This is a genomic window from Stenotrophomonas sp. pho (assembly GCF_006228405.1).
GTDB classification, from domain to species: Bacteria; Pseudomonadota; Gammaproteobacteria; order Xanthomonadales; family Xanthomonadaceae; genus Stenotrophomonas; species Stenotrophomonas sepilia.
Genome location: NZ_CP029759.1, coordinates 1,826,824 through 1,851,464 on the forward strand (window position 1 = coordinate 1,826,824; position 24,641 = coordinate 1,851,464).

Below are 24,641 nucleotides of genomic sequence, written 5' to 3' on the forward strand. Positions count from 1 at the left end.
TTGCACTGCACGAATTCCACGAAGGAGTCAGAGCCCGTTGCGCAGCAACGGGATCCGACCCCGACAGATCGACAGGCCTTGCAGCGCTCATCCACGCGTGGCCTGGATCTGCCGTGTCGACCAAGGTCGACACCCACCCGCGCAGAATGCCGTTCCGACAGATCGCGGGAAACTGTCAGAGGCGGGGCGGTGTGGGTCTGCAGGACCGTTGGCGCCATGGATGGCGCCATCGAGCCCCCAAGGAGGGGTTTACGGCGTGTCCTGCAGACCCGCACCGCCCGGCATCCCACAGGAAACCAGCTTTTGACGTTGCCGTTGAGGTTGCCGGCCAGCGGCCGGCACTACCGCGGGTGCCGGGTGCAACCCGGCCGACGCCCCAACCCGTACAATATCCGGATGCCTCTGATTACTCTGCAGAACGTCGACTTCAGCGTCGGCGGCCCGTTGTTGCTGGAGAAGGCCGAACTGTCGATCGAGCCGGGCGAACGCATCGCCCTGATCGGCCGCAACGGCGCCGGCAAATCCACCCTGCTCAAGCTGCTGTCCGGCGATCACAAGCCCGATGACGGGGAAGTCCGCGTACAGCAGGGCGTGCGCGTCACCCGCCTGGAGCAGGAAGTGCCACATGGCGCCGCCGGCTCGGTGTTCGACGTCGTCGCCGATGGCCTCGGTGAACTGGGCCAGTGGCTGGCCGAATTCCATCACCTGAGCCACGCCGAAGTATTTGATGGCGAAGCACTGGGCAACGTGCAGGCCAAGATCGACGCCGCCAACGGCTGGGGCCTCGATCAGCGCGTCAGCGAAACCCTGACCAAGCTCGACCTGGACGGCGAGGCCGAGTTCGGCCGCCTGTCCGGCGGCATGAAGCGCCGCGTGCTGCTCGCCCGCGCGCTGGTGTCCAGCCCCGACGTGCTGCTGCTGGACGAACCGACCAACCACCTCGATATCGAAGCCATCGACTGGCTCGAAGCGTTCCTGAAGGGTTGGAGCGGCAGCGTGGTGTTCGTTACCCATGACCGCCGCTTCCTGCGTGCACTGGCCACCCGCATCGTCGAGATCGACCGTGGCCAGGTCACCAGCTGGCCGGGCGACTGGGCCAACTACGAGCGTCGCCGGGAGGAACGCCTCAACGCGCAGGCGCAGGAAAACGCGCGCTTCGACAAGCTGCTGGCGCAGGAAGAAGTCTGGATCCGCCAAGGCATCAAGGCGCGCCGCACCCGCGATGAGGGCCGCGTGCGCCGCCTGAAGGCGATGCGCGTGGAGCGTTCGCAGCGCCGTGATCTCAGCGGCAACGTCAAGATGGAAGCCGCACAGGGCATCAGCTCTGGCAAGAAGGTCATCGACGTCAAGGATATTTCGTTCGCCTTCGGTGAGCGCACCATGGTCCGCGACTTCACCACCACCATCATGCGCGGCGACCGCATCGGCCTGATCGGCCCCAACGGCAGCGGCAAGACGACGCTGCTGAAGTTGCTGCTGGGCGAGCTGCAGCCGGCCAAGGGCGAAGTCAACGCCGGCACCAACCTGCAGATCGCCTATTTCGACCAGTACCGCGCGGTGCTGCGCGAAGACTGGAGCGCGATCGAGAACGTGGCCGAAGGCCGCGATTTCCTCGAGTTCAACGGCAAGCGCAAGCACGTGCATGCCTACCTGCAGGACTTCATGTTCACCCCGGAACGCGCACGTGCGCCGATCACCCGCCTGTCCGGTGGCGAGCGCAACCGCCTGCTGCTGGCCAAGCTGTTCGCGCAGCCGTCCAACCTGCTGGTGATGGACGAACCGACCAACGACCTGGACGTGGAAACCCTGGAGCTGCTGGAAGAGCTGCTGGGCGAGTACACCGGCACCCTGCTGCTGGTCAGCCATGACCGTGACTTCATCGACAACGTGGTGACCTCCACGCTGGTGATGGAAGGCGACGGCGTGATCGGCGAGTACGTCGGAGGCTACAGCGACTGGCAGCGTTATGCGGCCAGCATCGCGGCGCCTGCCTCGGTCCCCGCAGCCAAGCCGGCAGCCGCAGCACCTGCCGCGCCGGCCGCTGCACCCCCGGCTGCCCCCAAGCGCAAGCTGGCCTACAAGGAAGCACGCGAGCTGGAGCAGCTGCCGAAGACCATCGAGAAGCTGGAAGGCGACGTCGAAGGGTTGACCTCGGCGATGAACGACCCGGCGTTCTATACCCGCAGCAGTGCGGAAGTGACCGCGCACACCCAGCAGCTGGCCAAGGTGCAGGCCGAGCTGGATGCCGCGTACGCGCGCTGGGAAGAGCTGGAAGGCTGAGTTCGCCGGGTTCGTGCGGACCAGCGGTCCGCACCTACCGACGCCGATGCCTGGTAGATCCACGCCATGCGTGGATATGCGGATCTGTGCGGACCAACGGTCCGCACCCACCAATCAACGGTCCGTGCGGACCAGGGTCCGCCCCACCGGGGGCGTCGGTCATTTGACCCCGTGCAGATCCCGCAACTGGCTCGGCCGGCTGCCGAAATACGCGGCCAGATCGGCGATGTCCTGATCGCTCAGGTCCTTCGCCTGCGGCGTCATCAGCGCATGCTGGCGGTCGCCGGCGCGGTAGGCCTGCAGCGCATGCGCCAGATAGTCGCCGTACTGCCCACCCAGCTTCGGATAGGTCGGATCGATCGGCGCATTGCCATCGGCCCCATGGCAGTCGATGCAACTCTGGTTGGTGGCCTTGCCCTTCACCTTGGCGCGGGCTTCACCGGCGGCCTCGCGGCCTGCCGGCAGGCCGGCGGAGGACGAAGAGCCGTGTTCGCCGCTGGCATGGCCCGGGTCGGCGGCGGATTTCTCGCTGTTTTCCACCTGCGACTGCGAACAGGCCGCCAGCAGCAGGGCAACGGACAGGGCGATGGCGTGACGCATCGGATGCGCGGCTTTCGACATGGGCGGGCCTTACTTGACGGTGGACAGGTAAACAGAGAGATCGGCGATCTCCTGTTCGCTGAAACTCATCGACTGCGCCTGCATCGTCGGATGCCGGCGCTTGCCCTGGCGGTACTCGGTCAGGGCCTGGGCCAGGTACTGCTGGGTCTGGCCGCCGATCTTCGGCACCCGGTAGCTGGGGTAGGCGTTCTTGTAGCCGGTGATGCCGTGGCACCCCTGGCAGGTGTAGGCCAGGACACGGCCATTGTCGAAGTTGCCGGTGGGCGTGGCAGGCGCCGGCGCGGCGGCAGGCGCCGGGGCGGGTGTGGCAGGAGCGGGAGCGGGCTGTGCGGCGGCCCCAAGGGGCAGGAGGACGGCCAGAGCGAGACAAGCGGCGAGCGGCTGCGGGCGCATGGTGTCGTTTCCGGGGATTCGGGTCTGGTCGTTCCGGCGTGGGGTACGGAACGACCCGAGTATAGCCTCAGGTTTCATCTAGCTGAAATGGGGGCGGGCCGACCAGCGGCGTGAAGACACCATGACCTTTGGGATATGGTGTTGCCGTGAAGTGGTGCATTACTTTGCTACCACACCTGTCCACGCATCCTCCAGGGACCTGACGATGTCGCACCCAACTTTCCTGTCCGGCCGTCGCAGCGGAATCTGCGCTGCCGCACTGCTGATCTCCACCTCCCTGCTGCTGGGCGGTTGCGCCGCAGGGCCCAATTCCGAAGCCAAGGCTGCCGAGACCAAGGAGGAGAAGAAGGTCGACGCCGTCCCGGTCGAAGTGGCGGTGGCCAGCCATCGTGCCGTCGCGGCCAGCTACACCGGTACCGCTGCACTGGAGCCACGCGCCGAGTCGCAGGTGGTCGCCAAGACCTCCGGCGTAGCCCTGGCGGTGCTGGTCGAGGAAGGGCAGCGGGTCACCGCCGGCCAGCCGCTGGTGCGGCTGGACCCGGATCGTGCACGCCTGGCCGTGGCGCAGAGCGAAGCGCAGATGCGCAAGCTGGAAAACAACTACCAGCGCGCACAGAAGCTGGTCGGCCAGCAGATGGTCAGCGCCGCCGATGTCGACCAGCTGCGCTACGACCTGGAGAACGTCCGTGCGCAGTACCGCCTGGCCACGCTGGAGCTGTCCTACACCACGGTCGTGGCACCGATCTCGGGTGTGATCGCCTCACGCTCGATCAAGACCGGCAACTTCGTGCAGATCAATACACCGATCTTCCGCATCGTCGACAACTCGCGGCTGGAGGCCACCCTCAACGTACCCGAACGTGAGCTGGCCACCCTGCGTGCCGGCCAGCCGGTGACGCTGGCGGCCGACGCACTTCCGGGCCAGAGCTTCACCGGCACCGTTGACCGCATCGCGCCGGTGGTGGACTCGGGCAGCGGCACGTTTCGCGTGGTCAGTGCCTTCGATGGCGCCGCCCACGCGCTGCAGCCCGGCATGTTCGGCCGCATCCGCATCGATTACGACCAGCGTGCCGATGCGCTGGTGGTGCCGCGCCTGGCGTTGCTCGATGACGGTGAACCTGCGGTGTTCCGCGTGCGCGAAGGCAAGGTCGCACGCATTCCGGTCAAGCTGGGTTACGCCGAGGGCCCGTGGGTGGAGATCCGTGATGGCCTGGCGGCCGGTGATCAGGTGGTCACCGCCGGCAAGGTCGCCCTGCGCGACGGCACCACGGTGCAGGTGATCGCCGATCCGAAGGCGAAGGCGGTCGCGGCGGCCGCCAAGCCCGCAGACAAGGCCGGGAGCAAGCAATGACTGCTCCGGGCCACGACCACGGTGCCTCGCCGGCGAGCGACGGCGCCGCCGCCGGCATGCGCGGCGGCCTGGTGGAATTCGCCACGCGTCGCCGTGTGACCATCGCCATGTGCACGGTCACGCTGCTGCTGTTCGGCCTGATCGCGCTCGGCAACCTCAAGGTCAACCTGCTGCCCGACCTGAGCTACCCGACGCTGACCGTGCGTACCGAATACACCGGTGCGGCGCCGACCGAAATCGAAACCCTGATCACCCAGCCGGTTGAAGAAGCGGTGGGCGTGGTCAAGAACCTGCGCAAGCTGAAGTCGGTCTCGCGCACCGGCCAGAGCGATGTGGTGCTGGAGTTCGCCTGGGGCACCAACATGGACCAGGCCAGCCTGGAGGTGCGTGACAAGATGGAAGCGCTGAACCTGCCGCTGGAGGCCAAGGCTCCGGTGCTGCTGCGCTTCAATCCGTCCACCGAGCCGATCATGCGCTTGGTGCTGTCGAACAAGACGGCGCCGACCAGCGATGCCGATGCGGTCCGCGAGCTGACCGGCCTGCGCCGCTATGCCGATGAAGACCTGAAGAAGAAGCTGGAGCCGGTCACCGGCGTGGCAGCAGTGAAGGTGGGCGGTGGCCTGGAAGACGAGATCCAGGTCGACATCGACCAGCAGAAGCTGGCGCAGCTGAACCTGCCGATCGACACCGTCATCAAGCGTCTCAAGGACGAGAACATCAACATCTCCGGCGGCCGCCTGGAGGAGGGCTCCCAGCGCTTCCTGGTGCGTACCGTCAACCAGTTCGCCGACCTCGAGGAAATCCGCAACCTGCTGGTGACCACCCAGGCCGCCAATGGCAGCGCAGCCGACTCGGCGTTGCAGCAGATGTTCAACATCGCCGCGTCGACTGGTTCGGCTGCAGCCATCGCCGCCGCGTCGGCGGCACAGAGCGCATCGTCCGGTGGTGGCTCCAGTGTGGTCGCCAATGGCGTGCCGGTACGCCTGAAGGACGTGGCCACGGTGCGGCAGGGCTACAAGGAGCGTGAAGCGATCATCCGCCTGGGCGGCAAGGAATCGGTCGAGCTGGCCATCTACAAGGAAGGCGACGCCAACACCGTGTCCACCGCCGAAGCGCTGCGCAAGCGCCTGGAGCAGATCAAGGGCACGTTCCCGTCCGATGTCGAGCTGACCACCATCGAGGACCAGTCGCGCTTCATCGAGCACGCCATCGCCGACGTCAAGAAGGACGCGGTGATCGGTGGCCTGCTGGCAATCCTGATCATCTTCCTGTTCCTGCGCGATGGCTGGAGCACGTTCGTGATCAGCCTGTCGTTGCCTGTATCGATCATCGCCACGTTCTTCTTCATGGGCCAGCTCGGCCTGAGCCTGAACGTGATGTCGCTGGGCGGCCTGGCCTTGGCCACCGGCCTGGTGGTGGATGACTCGATCGTGGTGCTGGAGAGCATCGCCAAGGCCCGCGAGCGTGGCCTGGGCATCCTGCAGGCGGCCATTGCCGGCACCCGCGAAGTGAGCATGGCGGTGGTTGCCTCAACCCTGACCACCATCGCCGTGTTCCTGCCGCTGGTGTTCGTCGACGGGATTGCCGGACAGCTGTTCCGCGACCAGGCGCTGACCGTGGCGATCGCCATCGCGATCTCGCTGCTGGTGTCGATGACCCTGATCCCGATGCTGAGCTCGCTGAAGGGGCGGCCACCGCTGGCGTTCCCGGAAGAGGCGCCGAACGAAGCGTGGCAGCCGCAGAAGCGCTGGCAGAAGCCGGTCGCGCTGGGCCGCCGTGGCGTGGTTGCCAGCGTGCGCTGGAGCTTCTATGCGCTGGCGTGGCTTGTCGTGCGCGTGTGGCGTGGCGTGGTGGCAGTGGTCGGCCCGGTGATGCGCAAGGCCAGCGACCTGGCGATGAAGCCCTATGCAGGCGCCGAGCGAGGCTACCTGCGCCTGCTGCCGAGTGCGCTGGCGCATCCCGGCAAGGTGCTGGGCGTGGCAGCCATCATCTTCGTGGCGACCATGGCGCTGGTACCGATGCTTGGCGCGGACCTGATTCCGCAGCTGGCGCAGGACCGGTTCGAAATGACGGTGAAGCTGCCGGCCGGCACGCCGCTGAAGCAGACCGATGCGCTGGTGCGCGAGCTGCAGCTGGCGCACGGCAAGGGGGAGGGCGTGGCCTCGCTGTATGGCGTCAGTGGCAGCGGCACCCGGCTGGATGCCAGTCCGACCGAAAGCGGCGAGAACATCGGCAAGCTGACTGTGGTGATGGAAGGCGGTGGCAACGCGCGCACTGAAGCGGCAATCACCGAACGCCTGCGCGGCACCATGAGCCAGCACCCGGGCGCCCAGGTCGACTTCGCGAGGCCGGCGTTGTTCAGCTTCTCCACGCCGTTGGAAATCGAACTGCGCGGGCAGGACATGGCGACCCTGGAAGTGGCCGGCCAGCGCTTGGCGGCGATGCTGCGCGGCAATGCGCACTACGCCGACGTGAAGTCGACGGTGGAAGAGGGCTTCCCGGAAATCCAGATCCGCTTCGACCAGGAGCGCGCGGGTGCGCTGGGCCTGACCACCCGCCAGATCGCCGACGTGGTGGTGAAGAAGGTGCGCGGCGACGTCGCCACCCGCTACAGCTTCCGTGATCGCAAGATCGACGTGCTGGTGCGTGCCCAGGAAGGTGACCGCGCCAGCGTCGAGAGCATCCGCCGGCTGATCGTCAATCCGGGCAGCACCCGCCCGGTCACCCTGGACGCGGTGGCCGACGTGGTCGCCACCACCGGCCCCAGCGAGATCCATCGTGCCGACCAGACCCGGGTGGCGGTGGTATCGGCCAACCTGCGCGACATCGACCTCGGCGCAGCCATGCGCGAAGTGCAGCAGATGGTGGCCGAGCAGCCGCTGGGTGCGGGCGTTGGCCTGCACATCGGTGGCCAGGGCGAGGAGCTGGCGCAGGCGGCGAAGTCGCTGATCTTCGCCTTTGGTTTGGCGATCTTCCTGGTCTACCTGGTGATGGCCTCGCAGTTCGAGTCGCTGCTGCACCCGTTCGTGATCCTGTTCACCATCCCGCTGGCGCTGGTCGGCGCGATCCTGGCGCTGATGCTGACCGGCAAGCCCATCTCGGTGGTGGTGTTCATCGGCTTGATCCTGCTGGTCGGCCTGGTCACCAAGAACGCGATCATCCTGATCGACAAGGTCAACCAGCTGCGCGAAGCCGGCGTGGCCAAGCATGAGGCGCTGGTGGAAGGTGCGCGCTCGCGCCTGCGCCCGATCATCATGACCACGCTGTGCACGCTGTTCGGCTTCCTGCCGCTGGCGGTGGCCATGGGCGAGGGCGCCGAAGTGCGTGCACCGATGGCGATCACCGTGATCGGTGGCCTGCTGGTGTCGACGCTGCTGACGCTGCTGGTGATCCCGGTGGTGTACGACCTGATGGATCGTCGCGGCGACGCCTATTACCGTGAGCGCGGCCGCAAGCATGCCGGTGAAGGCCTGCATGGCGACGAGGGCGGCACGGCGGGTGTGGAGGAGCCGGCATGAGCGTTGCCGAGTTCTCCATCCGCCGCCCGGTCACTACCATCATGTGCTTCGTGTCGCTGGTGGTGATCGGCCTGATCGCTTCGTTCCGCCTGCCGTTGGAGGCGCTGCCGGACATCTCCGCGCCGTTCCTGTTCGTGCAGATCCCGTACACCGGTTCGACGCCCGAGGAAGTGGAGCGGACCATCATCCGCCCGGTCGAGGAGTCGCTGGCGACGATGACCGGCATCAAACGCATGCGCTCATCGGCCACCTCCGAGGCGGCGCTGATCTACATCGAGTTCAGCGACTGGGACCGCGACATCGCCATTGCCGCGTCCGACGCGCGCGAGCGTATCGATGCGATCCGCAGCGACCTGCCCGACGACCTGCAGCGCTACAACGTGTTCAAGTGGTCCAGCAGTGACCAGCCGGTACTGAAGGTGCGCCTGGCCAGCACCACCGACCTGACCACTGCCTATGACATGCTCGACCGTGAGTTCAAGCGGCGCATCGAGCGCATCCCGGGTGTGGCCCGCGTCGATATCACCGGTGCACCGCCGAACGAGGTGGAGATCGCCATCGATCCGAACCGGCTCAACGCGCATGGGTTGAGCATCAACGAGCTGAGCGAGCGCCTGCGCACGCTGAACTTCTCGATCTCGGCCGGTCAGATCGACGACAACGGCCAGCGCGTGCGCGTGCAGCCGGTGGGCGAGATCACCGACCTGCAGGAAATGCGCGACCTGGTGATCAACGCCAAGGGCCTGCGCCTGGGCGATATCGCCGACGTGCGCCTGAAGCCGGCGCGGATGAACTACGGGCGCCGTCTGGACGGCAACCCGGCGGTGGGCCTGGATATCTTCAAGGAGCGCAGTGCCAACCTGGTGGACGTCTCGCGTGCGGCGCTGGCCGAAGTCGAGGCGATCCGCGCGCAGCCGTCGATGCGCGACGTGCAGATCAAGGTGATCGACAACCAGGGCAAGGCAGTGACCTCGTCACTGCTGGAGCTGGCCGAAGCCGGTGCGGTCGGCCTGATCCTGTCGGTGACGGTGCTGTTCTTCTTCCTGCGCCATTGGCCGTCGACGCTGATGGTGACCCTGGCCATTCCGATCTGCTTCACCATCACCCTGGGCTTCATGTACTTCGTCGGGGTGACGCTGAACATCCTGACCATGATGGGCCTGCTGCTGGCCGTGGGCATGCTGGTCGACAACGCCGTGGTGGTGGTGGAGAGCATCTACCAGGAGCGCGAGCGCATGCCGGGGCAGCCACGGCTGGCCTCGATCATCGGCACCCGCAACGTGGCCATCGCGCTCAGCGCCGGTACGCTGTGCCACTGCATCGTGTTCGTGCCGAACCTGTTCGGCGAGACCAACAACATCAGCATCTTCATGGCGCAGATCGCGATCACCATCTCGGTCTCGCTGCTGGCCTCGTGGCTGGTCGCGGTCAGCCTGATTCCGATGCTGTCCGCACGCATGGCCACACCCAAGCTGGTGCACTCGCAGACCGGCCTGATCGCGCGCCTGCAACGGCGCTATGCACAGCTGCTGGACTGGTCACTGCATCACCGCGGTTGGAGCCTGCTCGGCATCCTGCTGGTGGTGCTGGTCAGCCTGGTGCCGATGAAGCTGACCAAGGTCGACATGTTCGGTGGCGAGGGCGGCAAGGACATCTTCATCGGCTACATGTGGAAGGGCGCCTACACCTACCGGCAGATGTCCGAGGAAGTGGCGCGCGTGGAGAGCTGGATCGACCAGAACCGCGAGCGCCTGCACGTGAAGCAGGTGTACTCCTGGTACAGCGAGCAGGAAGGCAGCTCCACGGTGGTCACCCTGGACGAGAAGTACGCCAAGGACATCAAGGCGCTGCAGGAAGAGTTGCGCAAGGGCCTGCCGAAGTCCGCCCGCACCGACTATTTCGTCGGCAACCAGGGCGGCGATGGCGGGGGTGGCGGCAACCAGGGCGTGCAGGTGCAGCTGGTGGGCGATTCCAGCTCGATGCTGCAGGAGATCGGCCAGGAAGTGGTGCCGTTGCTGGCGCAGCGTGCCGAACTGCGGGACGTGCGCATCGACAACGGCGAGAAGGGCGGCGAGCTGAAGGTACGCGTCGACCGTGAGCGTGCCGCAGCGTTCGGTTTCAACGCCGAACAGGTGGCCAGCTTCGTCGGCCTGGCGCTGCGCGGCGCACCGATGCGCGAGTTCCGTCGCGGTGACAATGAAGTGCCGGTGTGGGTGCGCTTTGCCGGCGCCGAGCAGAGCAGCCCGGAAGACCTGGCCGGTTTCAGCGTGCGTACCGGCGATGGCCGCAGCGTGCCGCTGCTGAGCCTGGTCACCGTGGACGTTGGTTCGTCGGCCACCCAGATCGGCCGTACCAATCGTCAGACGACATTGACCATCAAGGCCAACCTGGCCGGGAAGGTCACCGCACCGGACGGGCGCAAGGCGATAGAGGCCGTGCTCAAGCCGATGAACTTCCCGGCCGGCTACGGCTTCACCTTCGATGGCGGCGACTACGGCAACGATGATGAAGCCATGCAGCAGATGGTGTTCAACCTGCTGATCGCGCTGGTGATGATCTACGTGGTGATGGCGGCGGTTTTCGAGTCGCTGCTGTTCCCGGCGGCAATCATGAGTGGCGTGCTGTTCTCGATCTTCGGCGTGTTCTGGCTGTTCTGGATCACCGGCACCTCGTTCGGGATCATGTCCTTCATTGGCATCCTGGTGCTGATGGGCGTGGTGGTGAACAACGGAATCGTGATGATCGAGCACATCAACAACCTTCGGCGCAGCGGCATGGGCCGTACCCAGGCGCTGGTGGAAGGCTCACGCGAACGCCTGCGCCCGATCATGATGACCATGGGCACGGCGATCCTGGCGATGGTGCCGATCTCGCTGACCGACACGCAGATGTTCGGCAATGGCCCGGAGTACTCGCCGATGGCGCGCGCGATTGCCGGCGGCCTGGCGTTCTCGACCGTGGTCAGCCTGCTGTTCCTGCCGACGATCTACGCGGTGCTCGATGACCTGCGCAATGCCGTGACGCGGCTGATCCGTCGCGCGCGTGGAGTGGAGATGGTAGAGCCGGGCGCTGCCCGGCTGTAATGCACGTCAACGTGTTGTGGTGTGGGGGAGGCCGGTCGTAGTGGGGCGGCCTCCCCCTTTTTTTGCTCGCCGAGTCTGCTTGCCTCTGTAGAGCCGAAGGCAGCGGCAGGAGCCGCTGCCAACGTCGCTTGCGACGGCCCGGAGGGTGTCGGCCAGGACGGCCGGCATAGCCATGCTCGGCTGCTGTTCGCCGCGTTGCGGCATCGCCCGGGCATGGGCTCGGGCGCTACAGATTCTGTGGCCGGTTGAGGCTTACCCGCCACCTTGCCCCACACCTTGAACGTGGTCAGCCACAGGCCAAGCATGCTGCCGATGTTGGTCAGCATGAAGGTCAGCACCACGCGGGTAACGCGATTGCGGTACCAGCCCTTCAGGCTCTGCGCGTCGTCGCGCAGCTTCAAGAAGTCCTCGTAGGCTGGCTTGCGCACACGCGCTTCCACCAGTGCCGAGAAGGCGCCGGTCGGGATGCTCAGGCGGAACGGCTTGAACGGGGCCACCGCGATCGCGGTGAGGATGCTCAGCGGGTGACCGCCGGCCAGCAGGCAGCCCAGGCCGGCCAGGCCGCCGGTATACATCGCCCAGGTTGCCAGCAGCTCGGTGCCTACGCCCAGGCCGCCGCGGTAGAAGCCTACGCCGATGCCGGTCGCCACGATCGCCAGGATGCCCAGCGTGAACCACGGGATGTTGCGCTTCTTCGGCACCGCCTCCAGCTCGGCGCGCAGCGGCGCCGGTGCCTCGGTGTCGGTTTCCAGGTGGCGTGCCAGACCCGCCAGGTGGCCGGCTCCGACCACTGCCAGCACTTCGCGCTGGTGCGGGTCGTGTTCTTCGCGCAGGCGGGTGGCCATGTAGCGGTCGCGCTCGCCGATGATGGTTTCGTACAGCGCCGGGCTCTCGCTGGCGAACTCACCGAAGCTCGATTCCAGCATGTCGCCCTGTTTGAGCTTCTCGATCTCGTTCTCGCCCACTTCCTCGGACGAGAACAGGCCGGCGCCGAGGCCGGCAACCAGCTTCAGCTTGCCGAAGAAGCCCAGCCGTTGCGACGCGCGGCGGAAGGTCAGGCCGACCTCGCGGTCGATCAGGTGCACCGGCAGGTTGCGTTCGCGGGCGAGTTCCACCGCACGTTTCAGCTCGGCGCCGGGCTCGATGTCGAGTTGCTCGGCCAGGCGGCGCTGATAGGCGGACAGAGCGAGGTTGGCGGCGAACAGGGCGACGCGGCCCTTGCGGATCACCTCGACCAGGTCGAGCTTGGCGAGCGTGTCAGGGTCGCTCAGCGCCTGCAGGCGCTGCGGGTCCAGCTCGACGGCAACGGCATCGAAGCGGCCGCTGTCGATGGCTTTTTCAACGGCCTCGACGCTGGCGCGGGAGACGTGGGCGGTGCCCAGCAGGGTGTAGCGCACGCCGTCGCGTTCGACGACGCGCACCGGCTGGCCGGCGAACAGGTCGTCGCCGGTCTCGGGAAGGGTTTCGGTCATGGGTTCATTCATTGGAGGGTGCGGTGTCGGCGCCATCGCCGAGCGCGCGCTGCATCTGTACGGTGTCCAGCCAGCGGCCATGCTTGCGGCCGAGGCCACGGAACACGCCCACCAGCTCGAAGCCGAAGCGTTCGTGCAGCTTGATCGAGGCGGTGTTGGTCGGTTCGCCGATCACCGCCACCATCTGCCGGTAGCCACGTGCCACGCAGGCGTCGATCAAGGCCTGCAGCAGGCCGGTGCCGACACCCTTGCCCTGGAACGCGGCATCGACGTAGACCGAGTTCTCCACGGTCCACTGGTAGGCAATGCGGGTGCGATAGGTGTTGGCATAGGCATAGCCAGCCACCTGGCCGTCGATCTCGGCGACCAGGTAGGGGAAGCCACGATCAATGATGTCGCGCATGCGGCGCAGCATCTCGGTCGCGTCCGGGATGTCGTACTCGTAGGTGTTGACGAAATCGGTCACTTCCACCGCGTAGATGGCGGTGATCGCGTCGATGTCGGCCGGGCCGGCATCACGGATGAGGACGGCCATGCGCGGGCTCCGGCTCAGTCGATGTAGCGCTTGAGCAGGTCGCCGTATGCATCGATGCGGCGATCACGCAGGAACGGCCAGATGCGGCGCACATGCTCGCTGCGCTGCAGGTCGACGTCGCACAGCAGCACGGTGGCCTCGGTGCCGGCCTCGGCCAGGAACTCGCCCTGCGGGCCGAGCACGTGGCTGTTGCCCCAGAACTGGATGCCCGACGCGCCCAGCGGCGACGCCTCGTGGCCGACGCGGTTGCAGCTCAGCACCGGCAGGCCGTTGGCCACGGCGTGGCCACGGTGGCTCAGCACCCAGGCGTCGCGCTGGCGGGTCTTCTCGTCCTGCACGTCGTCCGGGTCCCAGCCGATCGCGGTCGGGTACAGCAGCAGCTCGGCGCCGGCCAGCGCCATCAGGCGCGCCGCTTCCGGGTACCACTGGTCCCAGCACACCAGCACGCCAAGGCGACCCACCGACGTATCGATCGGCTTGAAGCCGATGTCGCCCGGGGTGAAGTAGAACTTCTCGTAGAAGCCCGGGTCGTCCGGGATGTGCATCTTGCGGTACTTGCCGAGCAGGCTGCCGTCCTTCTCGAACACCACGGCGGTGTTGTGGTACAGGCCGGCAGCGCGGCGCTCGAACAGCGAGCCGACCAGCACCACGCCATGCTTCTTCGCCAGTGCGCCCAGGCGCTCGGTGCTCGGGCCCGGAATGGATTCGGCCAGGTCGAATTCGTCCACCGATTCGTGCTGGCAGAAATACGGGCCGTTGTGCAGTTCCTGCAGCAGCACCAGCTTGGCACCCTGCGCAGCCGCCTCGGCCACGCGTGCTTCGATCACCGCCAGGTTGGCGGCGGCATCACCGTGGTTGCGCTCCTGGATCAGGGCGACGGTAAGGGGGCTGCGCGAGTTCATGCGGGCGTTCCTGCGGGGGAAAACCTGCATGTTAGCGCGGATGGGCGGCGACGGCGTGTTGCGCGCTGAATGGGTGATGGTAGTGCCGGCCGCTGGCCGGCATCCCCATCAATCCGTCAGGCATTGCCTGGTTGCCGGCCAGCGGCCGGCACTCCCTTTTCTCAGACCTTCAACAACCCGGCCGGCAGCTGCATGGTGATGCAGTGCAGGCTGCCGTTCTGCCAGATCAGCGAGCGGCAAGGCACCTGCACGATCTCGCGACCCGGATGCGCCTGGGCCAGCACATCACGGGCCAGGTCGTCGGCCGGGTCGCCATAGGCCGGCATCAGCACCGCGCCGTTGACGATCAGGTAGTTGGCGTACGACGCAGCAAGACGGCGGCCTTCGTCGATCACCGGCCGCGCCCACGGCAGCGGGAACAGGCGATACGGCTGGCCGTCCTTGGTGCGCAGCGCGGCCAGCTCGTTGCCCATCGCCTGCAGCTCGGCGTAGTGCGAATCGCTCTCGTCGTCGCAGGCCTGATAGACGATGCTGTCAGCGGAGGCGAAGCGGGCGAGGGTATCGATGTGGGCGTCGGTGTCGTCGCCTTCCAGGTAGCCGTGGTCCAGCCACAGCACGCGGTCCTGCTGCAGCCAGTCGGCCAGGTCGGCGCTCAGGCTGGCGCGGTCGCGGTCCGGGTGGCGTTCGTGCAGGCACTTCCAGGTGGTCAGCAGGGTGCCTTCGCCGTCGGTCTCGATGCCACCGCCTTCCAACGCGAACGGAATGCTGCGTACCGGGGCGTCGTTGAACACGCCAGCCTGGTCGAGCACGCCCACCAGCTGGTCATCCAGGGTGGCGTCGAACTTGCCGCCCCAGCCAGTGAATCGGAAGTCCAGCAGCTGGAAACCGCCGTCGGCGCGACGCAGGGTGATCGGGCCGGAGTCGCGCAGCCAGGTATCGTCGTAGGCGGCCGTGGTGAAGTGGACCTTGTCCATGTCGATGCGGTTGGAGCGCAGCCGCATTTCGGCATAGGTCTCCACATCGTCGTCGGCCACGCAGATCAGCACCGGCTGGAAGCGGGTGATGGCCGCGACCAGGGCGATGTAGGTCTCTTCCACCTGGCCCAGGCGGTCGGCCCAGTCGGTGTCGGCGGTAGGCCAGGCAATCAGGACGCCGCTCTGGGCTTCCCACTCGGCAGGAAAACGAAGGGTCTGGTTCATGGTCTCGCTACACAGGCCCGCCCAGGGCGGGTAAAGGGATCAACGGATCGGTGGTTTCGGGCCGATTTCGTTCGGGTCCGCCTGGTTGGCCACCACGTCGATCACCTTCTGCTTCTCGAAGTAGACGGTGAACTGCGGGTACACCCAGCGGTTGATGGTCGGCCATTGCCGCTTCTGCCCGCCACGCGGCTGCAGTTGTTCGCTGGGCGCGCCGAACTGCGCCTGCACCTGCTGCATGCTCTGGCCGCGCACGGGCAGGGCACCGGCCGGCTTCTCGCGGGCACGGTCGACAAGCAGGGTATCGGCCAGTGCCGGTGTGGCGGCGGCCAGGGTGGCCATCACGGCCAGGGCGGACAGGTAACGCTTCATCTCGATCTACTCCCCAGTGGTCAAGAAAGGCGATTACAGCAAAAACGGCAGGAAAAAGCCGCATAAACAAAAAACCGCCCGAAGGCGGTTTCTTGCATCGGGTCGGCCCCGCGTAGGGCCAGCCGCAGCCGGAAGGCTGTGAGGCTTAGCGCTGACGCGCCTTGAAACGCGGGTTCGACTTGCAGATGACGAAGATCTTGCCACGACGACGCACGACCTTGCAGTCACGGTGACGGGCCTTCGCCGACTTCAGGGAGGACAGGACTTTCATGGCATACCTCGGCGTAAACAGTAGTTGTTCGGGTGGAGCGTGGCCGCGATATGCGAAAGACAATCGGCAGTTGACGCTCGTTCAAGCCCGCCATTCTACCGGGCTTTTCCTCATGGTTTCAAGTGGTTGCACAAAAGATCCCGCTGGGGGCGTCTGGCAGGGGCTAGAATGGCCTCTTCACACGCTCTGGGACCCCCATGAATCCACTCGCTCCCGTCCTGACCATCGACGGCCCATCCGGGGCCGGCAAGGGTACCATCAGCCGCATCATCGCGCGCAGGATGGGCTGGCATTACCTGGATTCGGGCGCGCTGTACCGGGCGGTGGGCGTGGCCGCAAGCTGGGCCGACATCGACACCTCCGACGCCTCCGCGCTGGTCCGCTGCACCTTCGACACCCACGTTCAGTTTGTCGAGCAGGGCGATGCGATGCGGGTCATGGTCAACGGCACCGATGCCACCGACGAGCTGCGCCTGGAGACCACCGGGGCGCTGGCCTCGGCCATTGCCGCCATCCCGGAGGTCCGGGCCGCCCTGAAGGAGCGCCAGCGCGCATTCAGGGAACTGCCAGGCCTGGTCGCCGACGGCCGCGACATGGGCACGGTGATCTTTCCGGACGCCCCCTACAAGGTCTTCCTGACCGCCAGTGCCGAGGAGCGCGCCGAGCGCCGGCATAAGCAGTTGAAAGACAAGGGGGTTTCTGTTAACTTTGATGACCTCCTGCGCGAGATCATGGCCCGCGACGCCCGTGATGCTCAGCGTACCGTGGCGCCCCTGAAGCCGGCAGACGATGCTGTCCTCATCGACACCACAGGCATCGGCATCGATGATGTCGTTGCCCGAGTGATGGATCTGCTTCCGGTTCCGGCTGCCTGATCCGTTCGCGCGGGAGCACTGCCAGTCGCATCGGCAGTGGTCGCGCAAAGCAGTGCTGTACCCGCTCCGTCGCGCAATGATGCGTGGCGGTTTTCCTACTACACACGACCTGCGTTTCCGGGGTCGACCAACAGGCGGGCGGTCGCCATTCCCCTGAAGGGGACGCCACCGACCCATGTGTCCAACAGAGTAAATCTAATGACCGAATCATTTGCCGAACTGTTTGAAGCCAGCCAGGCCAACCTGGCCAAGCTGAAGCCGGGCGCCATCGTCAGCGGTACCGTTGTTGAAGTCCGCGGCGACGTCGTGGTGATCAACGCTGGCCTGAAGTCCGAAGGCATCGTGCCGATCGAACAGTTCCGTAACGACGCTGGCGAAATCGACGTCGCCGAAGGCGACATCGTCAAGGTCGCCCTCGACTCGATCGAGAACGGCTTCGGCGAAACCGTCCTGTCGCGCGAGAAGGCCAAGCGCGCGATGGTGTGGGACGAGCTGGAAGAAGCGTTGGAAAAGAACGAAACCATCACCGGCCGCATCAGCGGCAAGGTCAAGGGTGGTTTTACCGTGGACATCAAGGATGTCCGCGCCTTCCTGCCGGGTTCCCTGGTCGATGTGCGCCCGGTGCGCGATCCGGCCTACCTGGAAGGCAAGGAACTCGAGTTCAAGCTCATCAAGCTGGACCGCAAGCGTAACAACGTCGTGGTCTCGCGCCGCGCTGTCGTCGAAAGCGAGCACTCGGAAGAGCGCGAGCAGCTGATGGACAAGCTGCAGGAAGGCGCGATCCTGAAGGGTGTCGTCAAGAACCTGACCGATTACGGCGCGTTCGTGGACCTGGGCGGTATCGACGGCCTGCTGCACATCACCGACATGGCGTGGAAGCGCGTGCGTCACCCGTCGGAAGTCGTGAACGTCGGCGACGAGCTGGACGTCCGCGTGCTGAAGTTCGACCGCGAGCGCAACCGCGTTTCGCTGGGCCTGAAGCAGCTGGGCGAGGATCCGTGGGACAACATCGGCCGTCGTTACCCGGCCAACAGCCGCGTCTTCGGCAAGGTCTCCAACGTCACCGATTACGGTGCGTTCGTTGAGATCGAGCCGGGCGTCGAAGGCCTGGTGCACGTCTCCGAGATGGATTGGACCAACAAGAACGTCAACCCGTCCAAGGTTGTCCAGGTGGGTGATGAAGTCGAAGTGATGGTGCTGGACGTCGATGAAGAGCGTCGCCGCATCTCGCTGGGCATGAAGCAGGTTGCCGCCAATCCGTGGGAAACCTTCGCTGCCACCCACAAGAAGGGTGACAAGGTGTCGGGCCAGATCAAGTCGATCACCGACTTCGGCATCTTCATCGGCCTGGACGGCGGCATCGACGGCCTGGTCCACCTGTCCGACATCAGCTGGAACACCACCGGCGAAGACGTCGTTCGCAACTTCAAGAAGGGCGATACCCTGGACGCCGTCGTCCTGGCCGTCGATCCGGAGCGCGAGCGCATCTCCCTGGGCGTGAAGCAGCTGGAGCAGGATCCGTTCGGCCAGTACATGGCTGCCAATCCGAAGGGTTCCAAGGTCGAAGGCGTGGTGAAGGAAGTCGACGCCAAGGGCGCGATCATCGAGCTGGCTGACGGCATCGAAGGTTACGTCTCGGCCCGCGACATCGCCAACGAGCGCGTTGACGACGCCACCCAGCACCTGAAGGTCGGCGACAAGGTCGAAGCCAAGTTCGTGGGCATGGACCGCAAGGGCCGTACCCTGCAGCTGTCGATCAAGGCCAAGGACGACGCTGAAATGCGCGAAGTGCTGGAGGAATACCAGTCCTCTTCGGCTTCCAGCGGCACCACCCAGCTGGGCGCGCTGCTGCGTGCACAGCTGAACGGCAACAAGTCCGAGTAATCGGCCTTAGGCTGTTCGTTGTTTCCTGGACGGCCCGGGCATTGCCCGGGCCGTTTCAGGCTGAGATGCCCCTGATGTGAGCCGGTAATGACCAAATCCGAACTGATCGAAATCCTTGCGCGCCGCCAGGCGCACCTGAAGGCCGATGATGTCGATCTGGCGGTGAAGTCGTTGCTGGAAATGATGGGCGGATCGCTGTCCGCCGGGGATCGCATCGAAATCCGTGGATTTGGCAGCTTCTCGCTGCACTATCGTCCGCCGCGCCTGGGTCGCAACCCGAAGACCGGCGAATCGGTTGCCCTGCCGGGCAAGCATGTCCCCCATTTCAAGCCGGGCAAGGAACTGCGCGAGCGGGTCAGCAGTGTGCTGCCGCTGGACGCCGATCCGGCCTGAGCCTGCCGTCGCGCCACCGCGTGCGAATCCAGCCGCGAGTCGGATAAGCTACGGACTCCTGCCACTGGAGCTGTCGCATGAAGGTTTTTCGTCTACTGGTCCTGCTGGCGGTGCTGATCCTTGGATTGATCATCGGTGCGGTCAACATGACCGCAATGTCGATCAACCTGCTGTTTACCCAACTGCACACTTCGGTGGGCGTGGCCCTGATTGCCGCGCTGCTGGTCGGTGTCGTGGTCGGTGCCGGGCTGGTGCTGGTGAGCGTGGTCATTCCGCTCTACGGCCAGCTGCGTCGCGCCAACAAGTCCGCTGCCGCTTCGCCGGCCACGGTTGCTTCCCCCAATCTTTTGATGGACGTTGATCGAAGATGGATTTCGTCACCGAGTGGTTCTGGTTCTTCCTGTTCGTACCGCTGGCCGCACTGGCCGGGTGGGTGATCGGGCGGCGTGGTGGCCAACGCCACGGTGACAGCCAGGTCAGCCGCCTGTCGAGCACCTATTTCCGTGGCCTGAACTACTTGCTCAACGAGCAGCCGGACAAGGCCATCGAGCTGTTCCTGCACATCGCCGAGCTGGACAAGGAAACCTTCGAGACCCAGGTCGCGCTGGGCCATCTGTTCCGCCGTCGTGGCGAAGTCGACCGCGCCATCCGCCTGCACCAGGGCCTGGTCAATCGCCATGACCTGAGTGACGCACAGCGCGTGCAGGCCCTGCTGGCCCTGGGCGAGGACTACATGAAGTCCGGCCTGCTGGATCGTGCCGAGACCGTGTTCACCGAGCTGGCCCAGCTGGATCAGCGCGCACCGCAGGCGCTCAAGCACCTGATCGGCATCTACCAGGCCGAGCGCGACTGGGAAAAGGCCATCGACAACGCCACCCGGTTCGAGGATGTCACCGGCGAGCCGATGGGCAAGCTGATCGGGCAGTTCGAGTGCGAACTGGCTGAGCGATTCCGTGGCGCCGGCAAGCTGGAAGAGGCGAGGGCAGCGATCGCCCGCGCCTACCAGGCCGATGCGATGTCGGTGCGCGCCGGCATCATCGAGGGCCGGTTGGAAACCGACGCGGGCAATCCTGAGGCCGCCGTGCGCGCCTTCGAGCGCGCCGCGCGCAACGACCCCGAATACCTGCCGGAACTGCTGCCGGCGTTGATGCAGAACTATCGCAAGGTGGGCGATCTGGCAGGTGCGCGCGCGTTCCTGTCGGAGATGACAGAGCATTACCGTGGCATTGCCCCGGTGCTGGCGCTGACCCGGTTGATGGAAGAGCAGGAAGGCGTGGCCCCGGCGCGTGCCTACCTCGGCCGCCAGCTGAAGGATCGCCCGTCGGTGCGTGGCGAGTCCGCGCTGATCGACCTCACCCTGGCCGAGGGCGCCGATTCCACAGCCACCCTGCATGACCTCAAGCACATCACTGACCAGTTGCTGGTGCGCAACCCGGCCTATCGCTGCACCCGCTGCGGCTTCGGGGCGCGTACCCACCACTGGCAGTGTCCGAGCTGCAAGGAGTGGGGGACGGTCAAGCCGCTGCTGAACTACGCGGTGCTCTGATCCATGCCCTGGCTTGTGATGGGCGCGCTGCTGGCGCTCGCCCTGCTGAGTGCGGTGCTGACCTGGGCGGCACGCGGCTATGCGCTGCGCCAGCAGTTGATGGACCAGCCCGGCGAACGCCGCAGCCATAGCGTCGCTACACCGCGCGGTGGCGGCATCGCCATCGTCATCAGCCTGCTGGTGACTGCAGCCGTGGCCATCTGGGCCTGGCCCGAGAGCACGCCGACAGTACTGGTGGCCAGCCTTGGGCTGGTGCTGGTGGCCGGTATCGGCTGGTGGGACGACCACAAGCCCCTGCCAGCGATGCGTCGCCTGCTGGTGCATTTCATCGCCGCGACGCTGCTGGCCGGCCTGGTGAAGATGAATGGCGGCAGCTGGCTGTTGGCGGCGCTGGTGCTGCTGTTCACCGCCTCACTGATCAACATCTGGAATTTCATGGACGGCATCAACGGCATTGCAGCCAGCCAGGCCGTCGTGGCGATGCTGGGGCTGGCGCCGGTGCTGCCGTGGCCGTACTCGCTGGCTGCCGTGGCCCTGGGCCTGGCCTGCCTTGGATTCCTGCCGTTCAACTTTCCTCGGGCCCGGATCTTCATGGGCGATGTCGGAAGTGGAGCGCTGGGGTATGCGGTCGCAGCGGTGCTGGCACTCGCCAGCATGCGTACCGATATCAACTGGATCCTGCTGCTGGTCCCGGTTTCGCCGTTCCTCGTGGACGCGGGCTTCACACTGCTGGCGCGCATCATTTCAGGACAACGCTGGATGGAACCCCACACCCAGCACGTCTACCAGCGCGCGGTGCAGGCAGGAGCCAGTCACCCCCAGGTGACAGGGATGTACTTTGCTTTGGGCCTGTTCAGTATTACAGTGTTCAATGTCTGCTCCAATTTGCAGCCGAGGTGGGAGGCTGCCGTGGCGATCGCGTGGTTCACCGCGCTGAGCGTCCTCTGGCTCCTCCTGCGCAATGGAATGCGCTACCGACAAGGAAATACCTGACTTATGGCTTCACCCTGGCGGGACAGAATCCTCGGCCTGATGCCGCGTTCGGCCATCGTCTGCCACGACCTTTTCATGGTCTGGGCATGCTGGCAGTTGCTCCATGCAGGGCGTTACTCGATCCTGCCCAACGCTCCGGCGCTGCCCCTGTGGAACGTCGATACCACCCTGGTCCTGCTGCTGCAGGGCCTGGTGTTCTGGCGCGTGGGCCTGTATCGCGGGCTGTGGCGGTTCGCCAGCGTCAGCGACCTGCTGAACATCTTCAAGGCCAGCTTCATCGGCATGGTCGCCATTGTCCTGGTGCTGATGTGGAAGCGCTTCGACGGCGTGCCGATGTCGGTGCTGGTGATCTACCCGTTCGCGCTGTCGGCCCTGCTGGGCGCACCGCGCCTGCTGTACCGGGCCTGGAAGGACTATCAGGCCCTGCAGTCCGATTCCAGCGCCCGCCGCGTGCTGATCCTCGGCGCCGGCCAGGCGGCGGAAACACTGGTGCGCGACCTGCGTCGTTCCGGCAACTTCGAGCCGGTCGGCCTGCTCGACGATGCACCGCACCTGCGGGGTGCCAAGCTGCAGGGCCTGCCGATCCTCGGCACCCTGGATGACGCCCCGACAGTGGTCCGCGAGACCGCTGCCAAGCTGCTGGTCATTGCCATGCCGTCACTGGACGCCGCAGGCATGCAGCGCGTTGTCGCGATCTGCGAAAGCACCGGCGTTCCGTTCCGTACCGTGCCCAAGCTCAGCGACATCCTGCAGGGCCAGTCGCTGCCGGGCCAGCTGAAGGAAGTGGCGATCGAGGATCTGCTGGGCCGCAAGCCGATCATGCCGGACTGGAACCTGATCCGCGGCTGGTTGGGTGGGCGCACTGTGATGGTCACCGGCGCCGGTGGTTCGATCGGCTCGGAGCTTTGTCGCCAGTGCGCGCGGCACGGTGCAGGTCGCATCATCCTGCTGGAGATCAGCGAGCTGCTGCTGCTGACCATCGAGGGCGAGCTGCGGCGCAGCTTCCCCGATGTCGAGATCGAGGCGGTGCTGGGCGACTGCGGTGACCCGGCGGTGATTCGCCATGCGTTGTCGCTGCACCCGGTCGATACCGCTTTCCATGCGGCCGCCTACAAGCACGTGCCGGTGCTGGAGCGCCAGCTGCGCGAAGCGGTGCGCAACAACATCCTGGCGACCGAAAACGTCGCCCGCGCGTGCCTGGAAGCCCGCGTGGAGCATTTCGTGTTCATTTCCACGGACAAGGCGGTCGACCCGGTCAATGCGCTGGGTGCGAGCAAGCGCTACGCCGAGATGATCTGCCAGAGCCTGGACCAGAAGTCCACGCACACCCGTTTCGTCACGGTGCGTTTCGGCAACGTGCTGGCGTCGGCCGGCAGCGTGGTGCCGCTGTTCCGCGAGCAGATCCTGCGCGGTGGTCCGGTCACGGTCACCGACCCGGAAGTCAGCCGTTACTTCATGACCATCCCCGAGGCCTGCCAGCTGATCCTGCAGGCGGCCGCGTCGGCGTCGCATGGTGCGATCTACACTCTGGACATGGGCGAGCCGGTGCCGATCCGCGTGCTGGCCGAACAGATGATCCGTTTGACCGGCAAGCAGCCGTACAAGGACATCCAGATCATCTATACCGGCCTGCGCCCGGGCGAGAAGCTGCACGAGACGCTGTTCTATTCGGACGAAGACTACCGTTCGACCGCGCACCCGAAGATTCTCGAGGCCGGCGTGCGTACGTTCTCGCGCGACCTGGTGCTGGGCAACGTTCCGCGCCTGCGTGAGGCGATTGCCAGCTACGACACTGCCAGCATCCAGGAAATCCTGTTTGCGACGATGCCGGAATTCTCGCCAATCGAACAGGATGCTTACATTTCATCCGCTAAAGTCGTGCCCTTTCCGGCACGTGAGGCGAACAGGCACCAATGAGCAAGCGAATTCGCAAGGCAGTTTTCCCGGTGGCAGGACTGGGAACGCGTTTTTTGCCAGCAACCAAGACTGTGCCGAAGGAGATGCTGCCGATCATTGATCGGCCGCTGATCCAGTACGCCGTTGATGAAGCCATCGAAGCCGGCTGCGACACGCTGGTGTTCATCACCAACCGCTACAAGCACGCGGTTGCCGATTATTTCGACAAGGCCTACGAGCTGGAGCAGAAGCTCGAGCGCGCCGGCAAGCAGGAGCAGCTGGAGCTGATCCGGCATGTGCTGCCCAACGGCGTGCGCGCGATCTTCGTGACCCAGGCCGAGGCGCTGGGCCTGGGGCACGCAGTGCTGTGTGCCAAGGCTGTGATCGGTGACGAGCCGTTCGCGGTGCTGCTGCCCGACGATCTGATCTGGAATCGCGGTGCCGGTGCGCTGAAGCAGATGGCCGACCTCAATGAGGCCAGCGGTGCCAGCGTGATCGCGGTCGAAGACGTGCCGCACGAAAAGACCGCCAGCTACGGCATCGTCGCCACTGAGGCGTTCGATGGCCGCAAGGGCCGCATTTCGCAGATCGTCGAGAAGCCGAAGCCGGAGGACGCGCCGAGTGACCTGGCGGTGGTCGGCCGCTACGTGCTGAGCCCGAAGATCTTCGAACTGCTGGAACAGACCCAGACCGGTGCCGGCGGCGAGATCCAGCTGACCGATGCGATTGCCGAGCTGCTGAAGACCGAAGAAGTCGATGCCTATCGTTTCGAGGGCACCCGCTTCGACTGTGGTACGCACCTGGGTCTGGTGGAGGCGACGATCCGCTTCGCGCTGGACAACCCGAAGCTGGCCGGCCCGGCGCGGGAGAAGCTTGCGGCGATGCTGGCGGAATAAGGGTTCTATCAAGCGCTCCGTCAGCGCCTTCCTGCCCGCGCCTCTCGACAGTTTCCTGCGGGCGCGGACGGGAAGGGCGGAATCAAAGGCAGAAGCAAAGCAAAAAAGGCAGCCAATGGCTGCCTTTTTTGCTTGTTGGGGTCAGATCCCCGTGCGCAGCAAAG

General features: G+C 65.8%; 19 protein-coding genes and 1 pseudogene. 12 read left to right on the forward strand and 8 right to left on the reverse strand.

Translation table 11 applies throughout. The annotated features are described in order from the left end of the window. The first annotated feature begins 396 nt into the window (after positions 1-396). The gene (locus DL544_RS08650; protein WP_065185173.1) at positions 397-2,280 is read left to right on the forward strand and encodes an ATP-binding cassette domain-containing protein; all 1,884 of its coding nucleotides are present in this window, start codon (positions 397-399) and stop codon (positions 2,278-2,280) included. A gap of 159 nt (positions 2,281-2,439) precedes the next feature. Here DL544_RS08650 and DL544_RS08655 read toward each other — a convergent pair whose 3' ends face one another. Beyond that, the gene (locus DL544_RS08655; RefSeq protein ID WP_005416218.1) at positions 2,440-2,901 is read right to left on the reverse strand and encodes a c-type cytochrome; all 462 of its coding nucleotides are present in this window, start codon (positions 2,899-2,901) and stop codon (positions 2,440-2,442) included. Positions 2,902-2,910: 9 nt separating this feature from the next. Continuing rightward, positions 2,911-3,294, reverse strand: coding sequence for a c-type cytochrome (locus tag DL544_RS08660; RefSeq protein WP_061477913.1), 384 nt, complete (start codon positions 3,292-3,294; stop codon positions 2,911-2,913). A 205-nt stretch (positions 3,295-3,499) separates the two neighbouring features. Here DL544_RS08660 and DL544_RS08665 point away from each other — a divergent pair, with 205 nt between their 5' ends. From DL544_RS08665 to DL544_RS08675, 3 genes are read left to right on the forward strand one after another with little or no spacing between them, the layout of a single operon-like run. Continuing rightward, a complete protein-coding gene (locus DL544_RS08665) occupies positions 3,500-4,645 on the forward strand; it encodes an efflux RND transporter periplasmic adaptor subunit (RefSeq protein WP_005416220.1) in 1,146 nt (381 codons plus the stop codon). After that, the gene (locus DL544_RS08670; RefSeq protein ID WP_053499673.1) at positions 4,642-8,163 is read left to right on the forward strand and encodes an efflux RND transporter permease subunit; all 3,522 of its coding nucleotides are present in this window, start codon (positions 4,642-4,644) and stop codon (positions 8,161-8,163) included. The genes DL544_RS08665 and DL544_RS08670 overlap by 4 nt, the downstream gene beginning before the upstream one ends. Continuing rightward, positions 8,160-11,246 (forward strand): efflux RND transporter permease subunit, encoded by a 3,087-nt coding sequence (locus DL544_RS08675; RefSeq protein ID WP_065185171.1) that lies wholly within the window; start codon positions 8,160-8,162, stop codon positions 11,244-11,246. The genes DL544_RS08670 and DL544_RS08675 overlap by 4 nt, the downstream gene beginning before the upstream one ends. A gap of 254 nt (positions 11,247-11,500) precedes the next feature. Here DL544_RS08675 and DL544_RS08680 read toward each other — a convergent pair. From DL544_RS08680 to ykgO, 6 genes and pseudogenes are all read right to left on the reverse strand, one after another. Beyond that, a pseudogene (locus DL544_RS08680) lies at positions 11,501-12,718 on the reverse strand (TraB/GumN family protein); the annotation flags it as partial. A gap of 4 nt (positions 12,719-12,722) precedes the next feature. After that, the gene (locus DL544_RS08685) at positions 12,723-13,253 is read right to left on the reverse strand and encodes a GNAT family N-acetyltransferase (protein ID WP_005416225.1); all 531 of its coding nucleotides are present in this window, start codon (positions 13,251-13,253) and stop codon (positions 12,723-12,725) included. Between the two features lie 14 nt (positions 13,254-13,267). Next, positions 13,268-14,155: a carbon-nitrogen hydrolase gene (locus tag DL544_RS08690; RefSeq protein WP_005416226.1), complete on the reverse strand. Its 888-nt coding sequence runs from the start codon at positions 14,153-14,155 to the stop codon at positions 13,268-13,270. Between the two features lie 161 nt (positions 14,156-14,316). Next, positions 14,317-15,354: an agmatine deiminase family protein gene (locus tag DL544_RS08695; protein ID WP_005416227.1), complete on the reverse strand. Its 1,038-nt coding sequence runs from the start codon at positions 15,352-15,354 to the stop codon at positions 14,317-14,319. Between the two features lie 39 nt (positions 15,355-15,393). Then, positions 15,394-15,693: a hypothetical protein gene (locus DL544_RS08700; RefSeq protein ID WP_227837998.1), complete on the reverse strand. Its 300-nt coding sequence runs from the start codon at positions 15,691-15,693 to the stop codon at positions 15,394-15,396. Between the two features lie 175 nt (positions 15,694-15,868). Beyond that, positions 15,869-15,994: a type B 50S ribosomal protein L36 gene (ykgO, locus tag DL544_RS08705; protein ID WP_005409283.1), complete on the reverse strand. Its 126-nt coding sequence runs from the start codon at positions 15,992-15,994 to the stop codon at positions 15,869-15,871. A 197-nt stretch (positions 15,995-16,191) separates the two neighbouring features. Between ykgO and cmk the strand changes: the two genes are divergently transcribed. From cmk to galU, 8 genes are all read left to right on the forward strand, one after another. After that, the gene (gene cmk, locus DL544_RS08710; protein WP_049411481.1) at positions 16,192-16,869 is read left to right on the forward strand and encodes a (d)CMP kinase; all 678 of its coding nucleotides are present in this window, start codon (positions 16,192-16,194) and stop codon (positions 16,867-16,869) included. A gap of 198 nt (positions 16,870-17,067) precedes the next feature. Beyond that, a complete protein-coding gene (gene rpsA, locus DL544_RS08715) occupies positions 17,068-18,753 on the forward strand; it encodes a 30S ribosomal protein S1 (RefSeq protein WP_005416230.1) in 1,686 nt (561 codons plus the stop codon). Between the two features lie 87 nt (positions 18,754-18,840). After that, positions 18,841-19,146, forward strand: coding sequence for an integration host factor subunit beta (locus DL544_RS08720; protein WP_005409286.1), 306 nt, complete (start codon positions 18,841-18,843; stop codon positions 19,144-19,146). Positions 19,147-19,223: 77 nt separating this feature from the next. Beyond that, positions 19,224-19,583, forward strand: a complete 360-nt coding sequence (locus DL544_RS08725) for a lipopolysaccharide assembly protein LapA domain-containing protein (protein WP_139726993.1) — start codon at positions 19,224-19,226, stop codon at positions 19,581-19,583. After that, positions 19,514-20,692 carry a lipopolysaccharide assembly protein LapB gene (gene lapB, locus DL544_RS08730; RefSeq protein WP_005416232.1) on the forward strand — a complete coding sequence of 393 codons (1,179 nt, stop codon included), beginning with the start codon at positions 19,514-19,516 and terminating at the stop codon, positions 20,690-20,692. The genes DL544_RS08725 and lapB overlap by 70 nt, the downstream gene beginning before the upstream one ends. A gap of 3 nt (positions 20,693-20,695) precedes the next feature. Beyond that, the gene (locus tag DL544_RS08735) at positions 20,696-21,685 is read left to right on the forward strand and encodes an MraY family glycosyltransferase (protein WP_139726994.1); all 990 of its coding nucleotides are present in this window, start codon (positions 20,696-20,698) and stop codon (positions 21,683-21,685) included. A gap of 3 nt (positions 21,686-21,688) precedes the next feature. Beyond that, entirely contained in the window at positions 21,689-23,602 is a 1,914-nt protein-coding gene (locus DL544_RS08740; protein ID WP_032954120.1) for a polysaccharide biosynthesis protein, read from the forward strand. After that, positions 23,599-24,477, forward strand: coding sequence for a UTP--glucose-1-phosphate uridylyltransferase GalU (gene galU / locus DL544_RS08745; protein WP_032954121.1), 879 nt, complete (start codon positions 23,599-23,601; stop codon positions 24,475-24,477). The genes DL544_RS08740 and galU overlap by 4 nt, the downstream gene beginning before the upstream one ends. Positions 24,478-24,641: the final 164 nt, after the last annotated feature.